Origin of the sequence: Kineosporia babensis, from assembly GCF_021129305.1 — a bacterium.
GTDB classification, from domain to species: domain Bacteria; phylum Actinomycetota; class Actinomycetes; order Actinomycetales; family Kineosporiaceae; genus Kineosporia; species Kineosporia babensis.
In genome coordinates this window covers 52,101-69,114 of sequence record NZ_JAJOMB010000028.1, presented here as the reverse complement: position 1 = coordinate 69,114, position 17,014 = coordinate 52,101, and the positions used below count along the sequence as shown (strand labels likewise).

13 protein-coding genes are annotated in these 17,014 nt (G+C 69.9%); 2 read left to right on the top strand and 11 right to left on the bottom strand.

What is annotated here, in order from left to right; translation table 11 throughout:
- Positions 1-5: 5 nt before the first annotated feature.
- Positions 6-2,210, bottom strand: a complete 2,205-nt coding sequence (locus tag LR394_RS35745) for an alpha-galactosidase (RefSeq protein WP_231449118.1) — start codon at positions 2,208-2,210, stop codon at positions 6-8.
- Positions 2,211-2,395: 185 nt separating this feature from the next.
- On the opposite strand from LR394_RS35745, the gene LR394_RS35740 reads away from it, so the two are divergent.
- On the top strand, positions 2,396-4,084 hold the full coding sequence (locus LR394_RS35740; protein WP_231449117.1) for a CocE/NonD family hydrolase: 1,689 nt from the start codon (positions 2,396-2,398) through the stop codon (positions 4,082-4,084).
- A gap of 67 nt (positions 4,085-4,151) precedes the next feature.
- Positions 4,152-4,817: a DUF1345 domain-containing protein gene (locus LR394_RS35735; RefSeq protein ID WP_231449116.1), complete on the top strand. Its 666-nt coding sequence runs from the start codon at positions 4,152-4,154 to the stop codon at positions 4,815-4,817.
- Between the two features lie 72 nt (positions 4,818-4,889).
- Here the strand turns inward: LR394_RS35735 and LR394_RS35730 are convergent, their stop codons facing one another.
- The 10 genes from LR394_RS35730 to LR394_RS35685 all read right to left on the bottom strand — a co-directional run bounded on the left by LR394_RS35730 (position 4,890) and on the right by LR394_RS35685 (position 17,009).
- Positions 4,890-6,677 carry a BCCT family transporter gene (locus tag LR394_RS35730; RefSeq protein WP_231449115.1) on the bottom strand — a complete coding sequence of 596 codons (1,788 nt, stop codon included), beginning with the start codon at positions 6,675-6,677 and terminating at the stop codon, positions 4,890-4,892.
- A 256-nt stretch (positions 6,678-6,933) separates the two neighbouring features.
- Positions 6,934-8,298: an MmgE/PrpD family protein gene (locus tag LR394_RS35725; protein ID WP_231449114.1), complete on the bottom strand. Its 1,365-nt coding sequence runs from the start codon at positions 8,296-8,298 to the stop codon at positions 6,934-6,936.
- Positions 8,299-9,663 carry an MmgE/PrpD family protein gene (locus LR394_RS35720; RefSeq protein WP_231449113.1) on the bottom strand — a complete coding sequence of 455 codons (1,365 nt, stop codon included), beginning with the start codon at positions 9,661-9,663 and terminating at the stop codon, positions 8,299-8,301.
- A gap of 4 nt (positions 9,664-9,667) precedes the next feature.
- Positions 9,668-11,044 (bottom strand): FAD-dependent oxidoreductase, encoded by a 1,377-nt coding sequence (locus LR394_RS35715; protein WP_231449112.1) that lies wholly within the window; start codon positions 11,042-11,044, stop codon positions 9,668-9,670.
- A 56-nt stretch (positions 11,045-11,100) separates the two neighbouring features.
- Positions 11,101-11,847, bottom strand: coding sequence for an SDR family NAD(P)-dependent oxidoreductase (locus tag LR394_RS35710; RefSeq protein ID WP_231449111.1), 747 nt, complete (start codon positions 11,845-11,847; stop codon positions 11,101-11,103).
- Positions 11,844-12,581: an SDR family NAD(P)-dependent oxidoreductase gene (locus tag LR394_RS35705; protein WP_231449110.1), complete on the bottom strand. Its 738-nt coding sequence runs from the start codon at positions 12,579-12,581 to the stop codon at positions 11,844-11,846. The genes LR394_RS35710 and LR394_RS35705 overlap by 4 nt, the downstream gene beginning before the upstream one ends.
- Positions 12,578-13,669 (bottom strand): alkene reductase, encoded by a 1,092-nt coding sequence (locus tag LR394_RS35700; protein WP_231449109.1) that lies wholly within the window; start codon positions 13,667-13,669, stop codon positions 12,578-12,580. The genes LR394_RS35705 and LR394_RS35700 overlap by 4 nt, the downstream gene beginning before the upstream one ends.
- A complete protein-coding gene (locus LR394_RS35695; RefSeq protein ID WP_231449108.1) occupies positions 13,670-14,371 on the bottom strand; it encodes a GntR family transcriptional regulator in 702 nt (233 codons plus the stop codon).
- 1 nt (position 14,372) lies between these two features.
- On the bottom strand, positions 14,373-15,824 hold the full coding sequence (locus LR394_RS35690; RefSeq protein ID WP_231449107.1) for an aldehyde dehydrogenase family protein: 1,452 nt from the start codon (positions 15,822-15,824) through the stop codon (positions 14,373-14,375).
- A gap of 72 nt (positions 15,825-15,896) precedes the next feature.
- Complete coding sequence (locus LR394_RS35685) at positions 15,897-17,009, bottom strand: Zn-dependent alcohol dehydrogenase (protein ID WP_231449106.1); 1,113 nt, start codon at positions 17,007-17,009, stop codon at positions 15,897-15,899.
- Positions 17,010-17,014 lie beyond the last annotated feature (5 nt).

The window sequence follows — 17,014 nt, the reverse complement described above, 5'->3', positions numbered from 1 at the left end:
CAAGCTCAGCGAGCGGTGAGCTCCAGCACCAGCGCCTGCTGCGCGGCCAGGGTGGGCATCGGCAGGCCGACGGTGGCCAGTACCGAGCCGGGCAGCACGAGCTCACCGTCGATGGCCTGCTGCAGCCAGGCCGAGTGGATCCGGCCGGAGAACGAGGGCAGGCCGAACTCGCTGACGATGCGCACGGTGTAGCTGCGGGCCGGGTCCAGGCCGGGGAACTGCACCTGGCCGGAGAGGGTGGCGGCGGAGGTGACCGTGCGGGCCCAGATGTAGACGGCCCGAGCGGCGTCGGTGTCGACCACGCCGCGCAGGGTGGTGGCCTCGTCGGCGACGTCGGCGTTGACCACGCGGCCCCGGGCGATCATCGGGCGCACGCTCTTGTGGAAGTCGATGAACGCCTTCAGGGCGGCCAGCTCTTCGTCGTTGCGGCTGGTCAGGTCCCACTCCACACCGGCGTGGCCGAACAGGGCGCCGGCGAAGCGCAGGGTGGTGTCGGTCTCCCGGCTGGTGGTGTGGGCGGGGGAGGAGCCGACGTGCACGCCGACCAGTTCCGGCGGGAGCAGGGCGATGGTCCAGCGGTCGGTCATGATCCGCTCGACCGGGTCGATGCAGTCGGAGGCCCAGACCCGATCGGTGCGGGCCATGATGCCCAGGTCGACACGGCCGCCGCCGGAGGAGCAGGACTCGATCTCCAGGCCGGGGTGACGCTCGCGCAGCGCATCCATCAGGGCGTAGTTGGCGTGCGTCTGGGCCGAGACGGCGACCACGTCACCGCGCCCGCGCGAGACCGCTTCCTGCAGCTCACGGTTGTGGTCCCACTTGATGTAGGCCACGCCGAACGCGGCCACCGCGGCGCTGATCTCCTCCAGCAGGTAGGCGAAGGCCTCGGGGTTGGTGAGGTCGATGACGTACTGCTGACGCATCGGCGCACCCTCGCCCTGCGAAGGCGCCAGGATCCACTCCGGGTGCTTGCGGGCGGTCTCGGAGTCGAGGCTGATCATCTCCGGCTCGAACCACAGGCCGAACTCCAGGCCCCGGGCCCGGACGTGGTCGGCCAGCGGCGACAGGCCGTCGGGCCAGACCTGGGGGTCGACCTGCCAGTCGCCCAGGCTGGTGGTGTCGTTGCGGCGGCCCAGGAACCAGCCGTCGTCCAGCACGAAACGCTCGGCACCGACCTCGGCGGCCTTGTCCACCAGAGCCTTCAGCCGGTCCAGGGTGTGGTCGAAATAGACCGCCTCCCAGGTGTTGACGATGACCGGGCGGGGCCGGACCGGGTGCGACGAACGCGCCCGCAGGTACGCGTGGAATCGGTCGGAGACGCCGTCGATGCCTTGACCGGACCAAGCGAAGAACGCGTCGGGGGAGACGTACTCCTCGCCAGGAAGCAGCCGGACCTCGCCCGGGCGTAGTGCTTCGCCGCCACCGATCACCGACGTGGAGCCCCCCGAGCCCTCAGGGAGGCGCTCGACCCGCCAGTGGCTCTCGCCGCTCCAGGCCAGGTGGTAGCCCCAGACCTCACCCGAGCGGTTGGCGAACGATGCGGTGCCGACCAGGGTCAGGTACGGCGAGTCCGGGCCCGGCTTACCGCGGCGGACGTGCCGGTGATGCGAGCCATCGACCACGGGCAGACGCTGCGGCTGGCGCTCGCGGGCCCAGCGGCCGGTGAAGTCGAGGATCTCGGTGGCGCGCGGCGGCAGCGGCATCAGCGCAGTGACGGCGGACAGGTCGTACGGCTGCTCCGCGTCCTGGTCGTCGGCGGGGCGGCGGACCCGGTGGCGTACCTGCACCAGGCCCTGCGGGGTAAGCCGGACCAGCAGGGTGTACTCGAGGCCGGTGATCTCGTCGGCCAGTTCGGCTTCGAGCGTGCTGCCCAAGTCATCGGAGTGCGTGACCTGCGCCCCCGCGTCCTTCATCACCGGCCGCGGCGAGGTGCGCCGCCCGCCCAGGTGACCAGCGACGGCGGGCGTGCCCGTCCACATGTCCCGCTCGGAAGGCAGCAGCGTGAGCCGGCGCGGCAGGTCGGGGCCGTTGTTGGTGATCTCGGTGGGAGTGCTCAGGGCCAGCGCCCGGAGCCCGTCCCCGTTGAGTTCGCCCAGGTCGGCGCCCCAGTGCAGGACGGTCGGGACCGGCCCTTCCAGATCGATCACCAGACTCACCCCGGCGGCCCGGAAATGGATTGGGGGACGGGTGTTGCTCGGCTGGTTCGGCACAGCTGGCTCCGTTGCGGATGGACGTCGTTCGGCAGGTTTATTTTTACCGTGAAAGAAAAGCATGGACAATCGCCCACGGGGGAGTGACCCAGTTCACATCGGCTGCCGAGGATCTCGAGTGGAGTGTGCCCCAGCGTCACGGTGTTCTGTGTTCCGGTCGGCAAACAGCCCTGGAGGAGAATCCCGTGAAGAGCAACCGCAAGGCCGTCTTCGCTCTCTCGCCCGTGGTGGCGGCCTGTTTCGTCACCGCGACGGTCCCGGCCGGCGCAGCGAGCGCGGCCTCGGTGAAGGACCCGGTGACGCACGCGCAGAACCAGCGGGTGCCCAAAGGTGCCGCCTGGACCGAGCGCTACTTTCCCTCGACCGGCGGCGTAGAACTGCACGCGGATGTCCTTCTCCCGGAGAAACTGAAGCCGGGCCAGAAGGTTCCGGTGGTGCTGGCGGTCGGCCCGTACTTCGGTCATTCCGGTCAGATGGGCGTGGAGGGCTTCAAGAAGACCGGCCCCTCGGCCCGTTTCAACGACCTGATCAACGAGGGCAAACTGCTGGAGCGGGGTTACGCCCTGGTGATGGTGGATTCGCGGGGCTTCGGCGGCTCCACCGGCTGCCACGACCTGTTCGGCCCGGGGGAGCAGGCCGATGTGAAGGCCGCGGTGGACTGGGCGGCCAAGCAGTCCTGGTCGAGCGGGGCCGTGGCGATGTACGGAAAATCCTACGACGCCAGCACCGCGCTGATCGGCAGCAACCTGGACCACGAGGCGCTGAAGGCCGTGGTGGCGATGGAGCCGTTGTGGGAGCCGTACCGCAACTTCCGCTCCGACGGCGTACCCAGGGCGACCATCTCGTCGGTTGCCAACCAGTATTCGACGATCGCGAACTCGCCGCAGATGCCCGACGACACCGAGCGCTACCGCGAAAATGCCGCCTGGGAAACCAGAAACCCCGAGTGCAGCCTGACGCAGCTCGGCCAGTACCAGATCGCCGGCCATGATTCGCAGTTCTGGAAGGACCGGGACCTGGCCGAGAAGGCGGCGGGCACGAACACCCCGCTGTTCGTCACCCAGGGCTTCACCGAATGGAACACCGAAGCCGAGGGCATGCAGCAGTTCCTGGACAACCACGAGGGCCCGGAGCGTGGCTGGCTCGGGCCGTGGGACCACGTGCGCGGCAACGACCGGTTCGAGAACGGCGATCTCAAGATGGGCCGGGGCGGCTGGTTCAAGGAGCTTTTCGCCTTCTACGACGAGCATCTCAAGGGCGTCGAGCCGGCCACCGAATACCCGGCGTTCGCGGTGCAGGACAGCAACGGCCAGTGGCGCGGCATGAAGGCCTGGCCCACTGCGGATGCTGCGTCTTCGGTGGCCCTGGGCTCAGGCTCGTACCTGGACGACGGGATGGAGTCGGCCGACGCGGCCAAGGCAACTTTCGTCAGGCACTCGCAGCCGGTGCAACGGGACACCCGGATCACCGGAACGCCCCGGGTCTCGCTGGAGGCCGGCCGCGATGCCAATGTGCACGTGAAGCTCTACGACGTGGCGCCCGACGGCCAGGCCGTGATGTTCGACGAGCAGGTCTCGCAGCTGCGCGAGGGCAAGGCGGCGTTCGAGATGCGTTCCACCGACTGGGTTCTGAAGAAGGGGCACCAGCTCGCGGTCCAGATCGGCACCGTGCAGCCCGGTATCCCGACCTCGGCCGACTGGCTGGCCAGCCCGACCGGCCAGAACGTGGACGTCAGCGCCGCCGCCCTGGAACTGCAGCTGGACGACCCGTCCGACGACGTCGCCACCAAGGGCAAGCCCGCCCCCTACCTCAAGCAGTACCGCGCCGCCTACACCACCGAGCTCCCCGGCAAGCCCAGCTTCACCTTCTGGTGATGGGAGTGCACAAACCAGCAATCAGGGGACGATTGGTGCGGTTGGGCTCGGAGGCGGGAGGATGCGGGTGGCTGGGCAGTGGCGGGCCAAGTGGTGGCATGTGGAGACGTATCGGGCGTTGCTGAGCCTGATCCCCACGGTCGTGGTGTCGTCGCTGATGTCCGGCGACATCGTGCTGAAGACGCTGGCCGGCTGGGACGCCTTCGCCATCGCCTTCCTGGGTCTGAGCTGGCTGGCCCTGCACAATCGCTCACCGCAGGAGCTGCGCCTGGTGGTCGAGCGCTCGCGGCGGCGTAAGCGGCTGGGCGAGCAGATGGGTCTCTCACCGAAGGACCTCACCGAGTCGGCCTCGCTGATGGCCATGGCGGCGACCTTGTGGGTGCTGCCGCAGGCCGACGAGAAGCCGTTCTCGCAGGAGGTGGTGATCGGCGTGTGCCTGGTGGGCGTGGTCACCTCGTGGATCGTCACCCACCTGGGCTACCTGTCGATCTACATCGAGGAGTACGTGCACGCGGGCGGTCTGGACTTCCCCGGTGACCAGGAGCCGGACATCGGGGACTTCGCCTACTTCGCCTTCGGGATCGGCACCAGCTTCGGGGCCACCGACGTCACGGTGACCCGCCGCGGGATCCGGCGCCACGTCCTACGGCACGGCATCCTCTCGTTCGTGCTGAACACCGCGGTCGTGGCCGTGATGCTGACGTTCGTCACCTCGTACCTCTCCTCGCGGTAACGCTGGGCGATCCCGAGATGATCTGAGAACGGCTCCCGGGTCCGAGGACCCGGGAGCCGTTGTGGGATCAGATCAGCTCTCGGCCTTGGCCGCCTTCTCGGCGGCCTCGGGTTTGGTGCCGTTGCTGTTGCCGTTCCCGTTGGGGACCTCACGGCCCACCTGGTCGGCGTCGTCCACCGGCTTGACCGGCATGAAGAAGTCGTCGCCGTAGTTCTCCCGGCCGAAGTCGACCGCGGCCTCGATCGCCTCGATCGCCCGGATGTCCCGGCGGATCAGCGGGTCGTGCCGCAGATCCTTCACCAGGGCCACGCACATCAGGACCATGACCAGCATGAACGGCAGGGCCATGATGATCGTGATGTTCTGGATGCCGGACAGCGCATCGCCGCCGCCGTCTCCCACCAGGAGCATGATCGCCGCGATCGCGCCCATCACCGCGCCCCAGAACACCACCACACCGCGGGAGGGGTGGATCGTGCCGCGCTGGCTGAGCGTGCCCATCACGATCGAGGCCGCGTCGGCGCCGGAGACGAAGAAGATCGCCACCAGGAGCATCGCGATCACGCCGAGCACCGCGCCCAGCGGCAGGGTGTCGAGCAGGCCGAAGAGCTGGCCCTCGATCGCCCGGTCGGCCAGGTCGCTGCCGTTGCGCTGGGCCTGGATGGCGGCCCCGCCGAAGATCGCGAACCAGATCAGGCTGACCGTGCTCGGGATCAGCATGACGCCGGCCACGAACTGGCGGATCGTGCGGCCCCGGCTGATCCGGGCGATGAACATGCCGACGAAGGGCGTCCAGGAGATCCACCACGCCCAGTAGAAGATGGTCCAGCCGGACAGCCACGCGGCAGTGGCGTCGCCGCCGGTGGCCGCGGTCCGGGCCGCCATCTCGGAGAGGTTGGCGAAGTAGTCACCGATCATCGTCGGCAGCAGGTCGAGGATCAGGATGGTCGGCCCGCCGACGAACACCACCAGGGCCAGCACCCCGGCCAGCACCATGTTGATGTTCGAGAGGGCCTGGATGCCCTTGGACACCCCGGACACCGCCGAGGCGATGAACGCGATGGTCAGCACCACGATGATGACCACCAGCAGCGAGGTGCCGACCGAGTTCATGAAACCGCCCTCGGTGAGGCCGGCCCCGATCTGCAGCGCGCCCAGGCCGAGCGAGGCGGCCGAGCCGAAAAGCGTTGCGAAGATGGCCAGGATGTCGACCGCACGGCCGAAAGCCCCCTCGGCCCGCTTGCGCCCGAACAGCGGGATGAACGCCGAGCTGATCAGCTGCGGCCGGCCCTTACGGAAGGTGCCGTAGGCGATCGCCAGGCCGACCACCGCGTAGATCGCCCACGGGTGCAGCGTCCAGTGGAAAAGCGTGGTGGACATCGCCGTCTCGAGAGCGGCCGGGGTCTCGGCCTCAGCGGTCCCGGGCGGCGGCGTCATGTAGTGCGAAAGCGGTTCGCCCACACCGTAGAACATCAGGCCGATGCCCATGCCTGCGCTGAACATCATCGCGATCCAGGAGATCGCCTTGAACTCGGGCTGCTCCTCGTCCTGGCCGAGCGGGATCTTGCCGTAGCGGCTGAACGCCAGCCACAGCGCGAAGACCACGAAGGCGCTGGCGGTGAGGACGAAGGCCCAGCCGCCGCCCTCGATCACCTTGCCCAGCACGGTGGAGGCGGTCTCGCTCAGCGAGTCGGTGGCCGCGACGCCCCAGATGATGAAGGCGACGACCAGTGCGGCCGACACCCCGAAGACCACCTTGTCGGTGGGCAGATGCGTGCTCTTGCTGGATTCGTGCAGCGAACTGGGCTCGTAGGGCGGTTCGGTCTCTTGCCTGTCTTGTTTATCCGGTGTCTTGGCCATCGGCGACGGCCTCCCTCACAGTCAGTGAGCCGCCCGGGACGACGGCTCCTCCAAATGCACCAAGGTGCTTTCTGCTGTTGCGCATGACGCTTGTCGTTCTGCTAAGCGGAACAGTCATGCCTGGCTACGGGAGTGTCAAGATGACGACTGTGTCATAACCACGCAAAAGCGACCAAGGAGACCCGATCGTGTTCTAGGAGGTGGCTGTGTGTTACCTGTGTGAAACGGATGGTCGCCTGCCGGTGACGGTTCGGATTCAGCGCCGCAGACGCAGCAGGCCCCCCAGGGCGGCCGGGTCGAAGTCCTTCTCGTCGAGCACCATCGTCACTATGAGTTCGATCGCCGAACTGGGCAGGCCGGCTTCGGCCAGGCAGGTGCGGGTCTTGGCGAGTACCGATTCTTCCGGCACCGGGCGGCCGGCGCCACCGAGCACGTCGTTCACCTCGGCCTGTAACTGCCGGCCGTCGGTGGTGCTGACCTCCACCCAGGCCGGGAAACGAGCCGGAAATCCGCTGTCCGCCCAGGGTTCGCAGGTCATTCGGGCAGCCAGGTCTGCCCTCGCCCCACCGATCGGCGCCTCGAACAGATCCAGGCCCACCGTGCCGTCCACCAACTGGGCGGCCATCACGTAGGGCAGGCTCCACCGCACGTCGTGCGCCTTGGCCGGCAACTGCCGGGTGCTCCACGGCTCGGCGATCACCGGCGCCGCCCCGGGCGCCACCCTGACCCGCCACGAAGCCACGTTTTCCCAGGTCAGGCCCTGGGCCGTCAACTGCTGGACGGCCTCGACGTAGGGGTGGATGAAGTGGCAGCAGGGCACCAGCTTGAACGCGGCATCGGGCAGGTGCCAGGTGTGACCGAGGGAGTCGAGTTCGGCGCCGAGCCGTTGCGGAGCCCGCTCGTCGTCGGCGTACAGACGGTAGAAGCCGTAGTCGCCGTCGAGCACCCCACTCGGGCCGGTCACGCCGTGCCGGGCCAGGTCGGCTGCCCAGAGCCCGCTGTGAGCGGCCCACCCCGGCTGGGCCGCCTTGACCGTGTCGCCGCCGGCCAGGAACGCGAACGTGCCCCCGGGCTGGCTACCGGCAATGCCCAGCGCATTGACGGCGTGCTCGGTGTCGCCCTGCACCAGGACCGAGACCAGGGCGGCCGCGAACGGGCCGGCCGCGGAAGTGGTCTGAAAGCCTTGCGCCTGAAGCGTTCCCGGGCTGGCCAGGCCCATCCGGATCAGTACCTCCCAGCCGACGGCGTAGGCGGCGATCATCCGCGCGCCACCCACCTCGGCGGTCTCGGCGGCTGCGAGCGCTGCGGGCGTGAGGGTGGCGCTGCCGTGCATGACCGAGGCCACGTGGGTGTCGTCGTACTCCAGCGAATGAATGAAAGAGCCGTTCAGCAGCGCGGCTTCGGGTGCACTGGCGCTGGCCGAGGAGCCGATCACGGTGGCCTTGCCGGTCTCGCCCTTCGGCAGGCTGCGCAGGCCTCGCACCGGTCCTCGGGCCGCGCCGAGGCTGCCGACGGCCAGGCTGTCGAGCAGGTGCAGGCGGGCAGAGCGGTCGACCTCGGCGGGGATGTCGGCGGCCGCGCTCACCGCTGCGTCGGCGAGCCGCTGGGACAGCGAGGTCATTCAGTGCTCCTTGGCGATCAGATCGTGGAGAACGTCCGCCCAGGGGCGGGTTGCGTCCAGCTCGCCGCCGACCAGGGCGGTGGCCACGGCAGCGAAACGTGGGGCGGCTTCGGCGGTCAGGTCGCCGGCCTTGGCGAGCACCTGAGCCTCCGACAACGGACGGTCGGGGCCGCCGATCGCGCTCAGACAGGTTGCGCTGCGGCTGGTTCCGTTCAGGAACGACACCTCGACGCGGGCCGGCCGGTCGTGCGGAGCTTCGGGGAGCGGTTCGTAGGGCACCAGGCTGATCTTGGGGCGCAGGGCTGCAACCGCTGGATCGTTCAGGCGGCGCCCGGAGAACACCTCGGCGTCGTCCCGGCCGGTGGCCAGCACGGCGGCGACCACGTGCGGCAGCGAGAACTTGCCACCCAGAGCGGTGGCCGGAGCGGTGGAGTCGAGCGGCATGGCCAGAGGGTGGGTGGCCACGGTTACCTGCGAGATCTGGGACGCGTCCCAGCCGCCGGCGGTGGCCAGGTCGCGGGCGGCCTCGAGGGCCGAGTGCGCGTACTGGCAGGTGGCGTAGAGCTTGTGGTAGCCGTCAAGGATCGCGAACTGCTCCGGCCGGGCGGTGAGTTCGGCCTCGTTGAGCGGGTAGTCGTAGCCGTTGGCGAACACGTCGAGCAGGGTGGACTCGTCGGCGGTGAGCCCGGCGTGGGTGGCGTCGACGGCGAGGAACCCGGACATGGCCCCGGAGGCGGCCCAGAGGTTACGTACCTGAGCACCGGCGGTGGCGTGGCGGAACGGGCCGGACATCGAGGTGGTGGCGGCAACGTCGGCAGCGGCGAGTACGCCGGATCCGGAACGGGTGCGCAGCCAGGCCACGGCTGCGGCGGCGCCGATCGGCGAGAGCGTGGCGTGCGGGTGCAGCACCAGCGGCCGGGGTGCCGGGAACAGCCGGGCCACGGCGGTGGCCACCTCGTACCCGGCGACCACGGCCGTGAGCAGCTCGTCCAGACCGGCCTGGTTAGCCTCGGCCTCCGCCAGGGCGGCCGGGATCGCGTAGAGCCCGCCGTGGCAGGTGGCCGGGCGGTAGCCCTCGTCGAGCTCGTCCCAGCCGGCGGCGACCGCATTGGCCGCCGCCGCCCGGTCCCGGGCGGCCCGCGAGCCGTCGAGAACCGTTGCCTCACCGTTGCTTCCCGTGCCCCGGAGAGCTCCGGTGAAGGCGGCGACCTCGCTGTGCTCATGCCCGGCCACCATCGCGGCCAGATCGTCCACCAGCACCAGCGAGGCCTTGCGCCGCACGTCGTCGGGCAGACCTCCGGCCAGCCGGTCCAGACGCTCGATGAGGGCCGAGCGCCAGGCCTGCCAGACAGTTTCGTCTACCATCGGATCAGTCTCCGCTACCCACGAAGTCGGCCGCCGCGTCTCCCGCCAGTTGCCCGAGACCCACCGCGGTGAGCAGGCCGTTCCCCGACGAGTACCCGCGCCCTCCGGTCTGGCCACTGACACCGGCCGCGACGCCACCCACCGCGAACAGCCCCGGAACCTCGGAGCCGTCGCCGCGCAACACGCGTCCTTCGGTATCGACATCCAGGCCGCCCTGGGTGTGGAACAGGCCGGGCGTGACCCGCGAGACCACGTACGGCGGGCGCAGCGGCTCGGCGCCGAAGTCGGTGCGGCCGTGCTGATCCGGGCGATCTCCCCGGCTGGCGCTGGCGTACTGCTCCAGCGTGTCGCGCAGGGCGTCGAGCGGAACTCCGGTGACCTGAGCGACCTCCTGATCGTCGGCGCACTCCTTGGCGCCGCCCATCTCGACCAGCTCGCGGTACTCGTCCTCGCGGAGGGTGATGTCGCGGATCCGGGTGTCGTACAGCGCCCAGATCGGCTGCTGGCCGCCGGTGACCTCGGTGGTGAAGCCGGAGTAGCCGACGATCTCGTCGCCCATCCGGGACCCGGTGGAATCGATCAGCACGCCGCCCTTCTCGACCGTGGTCCAGGACAGGATGCTGCCGTGCGGGTACGCGACCGCGGCGTAGCCCTGGAAGGCAGCGGCATTTTTCAGGTGCCCGCCGACCTGCAGACCCCATTCGATCGCCTCGCCGGTGGAGCCGTGCGCGCCGAAATACTCCAGCGAGGCCAGTTCCGGCGCCCACCTGGTGACCAGGTCGCGGTTGGCCGCGAAGCCGTTGGCGGCCAGGATCACCGCCCCGGCGCGCAGTTCGTACGGCTCGATCCGCTCGCCCTCGACCTTGACGCCGCGCACCACGCCGTCCTCGACGATCAGCCCGGCCACCGGGTTGCCGAGAATCACGTCGACACCGGCCTTCTCGCAGGCGGCCAGGAGGTCGGCGACCAGGTCTCCACCCCGGCGGGAGGCCGGGGCGTGCAGCCGGTTGACCGAGTGCCCGACGTGCTTGTAGTCGAGGATCAGCTTGAGTCGGACGTGGTGCTTGTCCACCAGCCAGTCGACCAGCGCGCCCGAGGTCTCGGCCAGCCGGCGGGTGAGGTGCTCGGCCTCGTGCGGGCCGCTCTGGCGCATCAGGTCGGTGAACATCCGCTCCGGGTCGTCGTTCACCCCGGCGGCCTTCTGCTGGGCCGAGCCGCCGCCCGGGATCGAGCCGGTCGACAGGCCGGTGTTGCCGCCGGCCTCGTTCAGCTTCTCCAGCACCACCACGGAGGCGCCGCGGTCGGCCGCCGCGAGAGCGGCCACCAGCCCACCGCCGCCCGCACCGACGATCACCACGTCAACATCGTTCTCTGTTGCCATTTTCCCTCCCGCGTTGCCGTAAAGCTTTTCTACCAGCCGGGTCCGACAGTCTTGGCTCAGCCCGGCACGCGAGCCATCAGCCCGCCGTCGACCAGGATCGAGGTGCCGGTGACGAAGGACGAGTCGGGCGAGGCGAAGAACGCCACCGCCCCGGCCACGTCCTCGGGCGTGCCCATCCGGTTCAGAGGTGCCGCGGCGGCCGCACCTCCGGCTGCCGCCGCCGGATCGGCCTGGGCGTCGAAATACCCCTGAAGGTTGGGCGTCAGGATGAAGCCCGGGCAGACCGCGTTCACCCGGATCCCCTGCGCCGCACCGTCCAGGGCCATCGCCTTGGTCAGCGCCAGCACCGCGCCCTTGGAGGCGACGTAGGCCGCGTCCTGCGGGAAGGCGGCGAACGAGGCGGTGGAGGCGACCAGGACGATCGATCCACCGTTGAGCGCCATCGCCGGCCACAGGTGCTTGTTCAGGTAGTAGATGCTGTTCAGGTTGGCGTCCATCTGCTGGTGCCACTCCTGCGGGGTGAGCTGGTCCAGCGCACCCACCACGGTGATCCCGGCGGCGTGCACCACCACGTCCGGGTTGCCGTGCTGCTCGATCAGCGCCGGCAGGTGGCTGTTCACCTCGGCCGGGTCGGCAGCGTCGAACGCGGCGTAGGCGGCCTGCGGCCCGCACTCGGCCACGGCCTCGGCCAGCCGCTTCTCGTTACGGCCGAGCAGCACCACCTTCGCGCCGTCCTGGGCCAGGCGCACCGCGGCGCCCTTACCGATGCCGGAACTGGCGCCGGTCACGTAGGCGACGGTCACTTCTCGCCTCCCATCGGCAGCGCGGGCTCACCGGCGGTCCAGCCACCGTCGACCGCCATCACCACGCCGGTCACCGCGGAGGCACCGGGCGAGGCCAGGAAGGCGATCACGTTGCCGATCTCGTCCGGCTCGAACATCCGGCCCAGCGGCACCCGGCGGGAGACCGCGGCGTCCAGCTCCGGGGTCATCTGCTGCTTGGCCATCGGGGTCAGGGTGAAGCCCGGGCACACGGCGTTGACCCGGACCCCGGCCGAGGCCCAGTCGATCGCCAGCGAGCGGGTCAGCGCGGCCACCGCGCCCTTGGACGCGGAGTAGGCCGACTGGCTGGGCAGGCAGACCAGGGCGGCCTGCGAGGCCACGTTCACGATTGCGCCCTTGCCCTCGGCCAGCGCCGGGTACAGCGCCTGGCTGGCGTTCAGGGTGCCGACCACGTTGACGCTGAAGCACTTCTGGAAGTCGGCCGGGTCGACCTGGTCGGCCTGGATGTTCTCGGTGATCACCCCGGCGCAGTTGACCAGCGCGTCAACCCGTCCGTGCTGCTCCTTGACCCGGGCCGCGGCGGCCTTCACGGCGGCCGGGTCGGTGAGGTCGACCGGGCCGGCCTCGGGGGTGCCGGCGATGTCCCAGCCGACCACGGTGGCGCCCTGCCGGCGGAACACCTCGACGGTGGCGGTGCCGATCCCGGAGGCGGCCCCGGTGACCACCACGACGCGGCCCTCAAATGGTTCGGTCATCGCTGCTTCTCCTTCGAATTCTGCGAAACGGGGTAGTCGATGTAGCCCTTGTCGCCACCGGTGTAGAACGTGTCCTCGTCCCAGGTGGCCCGCGGGTGGTCGTTGCGCCAGCGCTGCAGCAGGTCGGGGTTGGAGATGAACAGCCGCCCGACGCTGACCAGGTCGGCCTGGCCCTCGGCGAGAATCGGCTCCAGATCGTCCATCTCGCTGCTGCCCAGGTAGCCGGTGTTCATCACGTAGGTGGTCGGCCACAGCTCGCGCAGGTGCTCGTGCAGAGCCGAGGAACGGCGGCGCAGGGTGTGCAGGTAGACCAGCTTCAGCGGGGCGAGCGCCTGGATCAGGGCCACGTAGGTGTCGTCGTTGCCCTTGTCGGCCATGTCGTTGAACTGGCCGCCGGGCGAGATCCGCAGACCCACCCGGTCGGCGCCGATCCGCTCGGCGATCGCGGTGGCGAGCTCGACCACGAAACGGGCGCGGTTCTCGGGGGATCCGCCGTACTCGTCGCTGCGCTGGTTGGTTCCGGGGGAGAGGAACTGGTGCGGCAGGTATCCGTTGGCGCCGTGGATCTCCACACCGTCCATCCCGGCGGCGACGGCCCGTTCCGCGGCGTCTGCGAAGTCCTGGATGGTCTGCTTGATCACCGCAGTGGTCATCTCGACCGGCATCGGGCACGGAACCATCTGCCCGTCGGCGGTCGCCACCTCGAGGTCGGCGCGGATCGCGCTCGGGCCGACCACCTGGCCGCCCGGCGGCAACAGGCTCTCGTGCCCGATCCGGCCGGTGTGCATCAGCTGGCAGAAGATCCGCCCGCCCTGGGCGTGCACGGCCTCGGCGACCTTGGCCCAGACCGCCTGCTGCGCGTCGTCGTGAATCCCGGGCGTGCCCGGGTAGCCCTGCCCGGCCGCGCTGGGCTGGGTGGCCTCGCTGACGATCAGCCCGGCTCCGGCCCGCTGCTCGTAGTAGGTGATCGCGGAGGCGGGCAGGACCCCGGCCACGTCGGCCCGGTTGCGGGTCATCGGGGCCATCACCACCCGGTTGGCCAGGGTGATCCGGCCGAGCGGCCACGGCTCGAAAATAGTTCTGCTCATTCAGGTCTCCTGGGCATTGCCGCGGTAGAGGAGCGCGATCGTGTTCTGCAGGGACGCGGTGAGGTGCTCACGCATCGCCAGGGCCGCGCCGGCGCTGTCCCCGGCGGCCAGGTGCTCGATCAGCCGGCGGTGCTCCGCGGTGGCGTGCCGGGCCCGCAGGCCGGTCGCGCCGGAGCGGGAACGGGCCAGCCGCAGCTCCACGTTGATCTGGCTCACCGCCTGGGCGAGCCGTTGGTTGCCGGCCAGCTGGACGATCAGCACGTGCAGGTCGTGCCGGTCGAACACCGGGCTCGGCTGCTGCTCGCCGACCTCCCGGTCGGCCTGCTCCTGCAGCTGCAGCAGCTGCTCGGCGCCGGAGCGCTCCAGGCGCGCGGCGGCCAGCGTGGCCGCCTCGCTCTCCAGGGCGATCCGGACCTCGAAAAGCTCACGCACCTCGGCCAGGTCGAGCGAGCGGACGAAGGCGCCGCGGTGCGGTTCCTGGGTCACCAGGCCGTGGTGCGAAAGCCGCCGCAGCGCCTCCCGCACCGGGCCCCGGCTGGTACCGAGCGACTGGGCGATCTCGCCCTCGCTCAGCCGGGACCCGGGCGGCAGGTGCCCCTGCACGATCTGCTCGCGCAGCCGGGCCTCCACCTGGTCGGCCAGCGTGAGGTTGCTCCGGTCGATCGGCACCACCCCGGCGAAGGCCCCTTGGTCGCCGGACATCTCAGTCGGCGATGTTGATGCACACCGTCTTGACGTCGGTGTAGTCGTGCAGCACCTCGTGACCCATCTCCCGGCCCCAGCCGGACTCCTTCATGCCGCCGAACGGCATGCTCGGGTCGAAGATCCCGTAGGTGTTCACCCACACCGTCCCGGCCTGCAGCTTGTTCGCCACCCGGTGGGCCTGGGCCACGTTGCCGGTCCAGACCCCGGCGGCCAGGCCGTAGCGGGTGTCGTTGGCCTGGCGGATCACGTCGTCCTCGTCCTTGAACCGGGTGACCACCACCACCGGTCCGAAGATCTCCTCCTTGATCACCCGGGCGTCCTCGGCGAGGTCGGAGATCACCGTGGGCTGGATGAAGTAGCCCTTGTCGCCGACCCGGCCGCCGCCGGTGACCACGGTGCCCTCGGCCTTGCCGATCTCCAGGTAGGAGCTGACCCGCTCGAAGTGCTCCTTGCTGGCCACCGGGCCGATCTCGCTGGCCGGGTCGAAACCGTCGCCCACCACGATCTTCTCGGCGCCGGCCTTGAGCCCGGCGATCACCTGGTCGTAGACGTCCTCGTGCACGTACAGCCGCGAGCCGGCCGCGCAGGCCTGACCGGCGTTGTAGAAGATGCCGCTGGTGGAACCGGCGATCGCGGCCTCGATGTCGGCGCTCGGGAAGATGATGTTGGCGCTCTTGCCGCCCAGTTCCAGGGTGACCCGCTTGAGGTTGCCGCCGGCCCCTTCGAGGATGCGGCGGCCGGTGGCGGTGGAGCCGGTGAACGAGACCTTGTCGATGCCCGGGTGCGCGGCGATCGCGGCGCCCGCGGTGGAACCGAAGCCCGGCACCACATTGATCACGCCGGGCGGGATACCGGCTTCCAGCGCCAGGTGAGCCAGCCGCAGTGCGCTCAAAGGCGTTGCCTCGGCGGGCTTCAGGACGATGGTGTTACCGGCGGCCAGGGCCGGGGCGACCTTCCAGGCCGCGATGGTCAGCGGGAAGTTCCAGGGCACGATCAGGCCGACCACGCCGAGCGCCTCGCGGCGGGTGAAGGTGTGGTACTCGCCGGGGGCCGAGATCGGGATGGTCTCGCCCTCGATCTTGGTGGCGTAGCCGGACATGTAGTGGAAGAGGCCGGCCGCGGTGGGCACGTCGCCGTTACGGGCCGCGCTGTAGGGCTTTCCCTGGTCCAGGGTCTCGATCCGGCCCATCTCGTCCTGGTCGGCGACCAGCAGATCGCCCAGGCGCCAGATCGCGGCGGCGCGCTCCTTGGGCTTCATCCTCGACCACGGGCCGTTCTCGAACGCCTCGCGAGCGGCCTTGACCGCGCGGTCCACGTCGGCCGCCTTCGCCTCGGCGACCTTGGTGATCACCTCACCGGTGGCCGGGTTGATCGTCTCGAACTCGGCGCCGTCGAGGGCGTCGACCCACTCGCCGCCGATGTGCAGGCGGGTGAACTCGATCTCGCTCATCGAAAAGTGCTCCTCGCTGATGGTGGGCCGAGGACGCCCGCCGCGGCGGGCGTCCTCTGGTACGAAAGCTTTTCAGTGCTCGTGGATCACGACGCCGCGAATGTTGCGGCTGGCGTGCATGTCCGCGACCGCGTCGTTGATCTCGTCGAGCCGGTAGCGCCGGGTGACCAGCTCCTCGAGCTTGAGCGTGCCGTTCTTGTACATGTTCAGCAGGCGCGGGATGTCGACCACCGGGTTGCAGTTGCCGTACATCACGCCCTGGATCGACTTGGCGAAGTTGGTCAGGTCCTGCGGGCTGATGGTCAGCTGCTTCTCGTACGAGCCGACCGAGACCAGCACCAGACGCCCGGCCTTGCCGACCTTCTCGAAGACCTGGCCGATGATGTCGCCGTCCACCCGGCCGACGGTGACGATGCCGACGTCCACACCCTGGCCGTTGGTCAGGTGGGCGATCCGCTCCGAGGCCTCCTCCAGCGAGCCGAAGGCCGCGGTGGCGCCGAAGTCGGCCGCCCGTTCCTGCTTGTACGGGCTGGGGTCGACCACGATGATGTGGTCGGCTCCGGCGTGCTTGGCGCCCTGCACGGCATTCGCGCCCACGCCGCCCAGGCCGACCACCAGCACCACGTCACCCGGGCGGACCGGGCCGCCGTTGACCGCGGCGCCCCAGCCGGTGGCCACCCCGCAGGAGGCCAGGCAGGCCAGCTCGAACGGGATGTCCTCGGGCAGCTTCACGGCCTGGTTCTCGTGGCAGATCAGGTAGTTCGCGAAGGTGCCGAGCCGGGTGACGCCGCCGATCTCGTTGCCGTCCAGATCGAAGAAGTTGGCGGTGCCGTCGAGCGAGCGGCCGTGCTCCATCCCGGCGCCGTTGTCGCAGATGTACGAACGGCCGGTGGCGCAGTACTTGCAGCGCCCGCAGGCCGGGATGAACAGGGTGGCGATGTGGTCGCCGACCTTGACCCGGGTGACCTTCTCGCCGACCGCCTCGACGATGCCGGCGCCCTCGTGGCCGCCGACCATCGGCAGGGTGACCGGGATGTCACCGGTGACGAAGTGGTCGTCGGAGTGGCACAGGCCCGAGGCCATCACCTTGACCCGGATCTCCTCCGGGCCGGGCTCACCCAGCTCCAGGTCCTGGACCTGCCACTGCTTGCCGACCTCGTGGATGACTGCTCCGCGGATACGCATCTTTA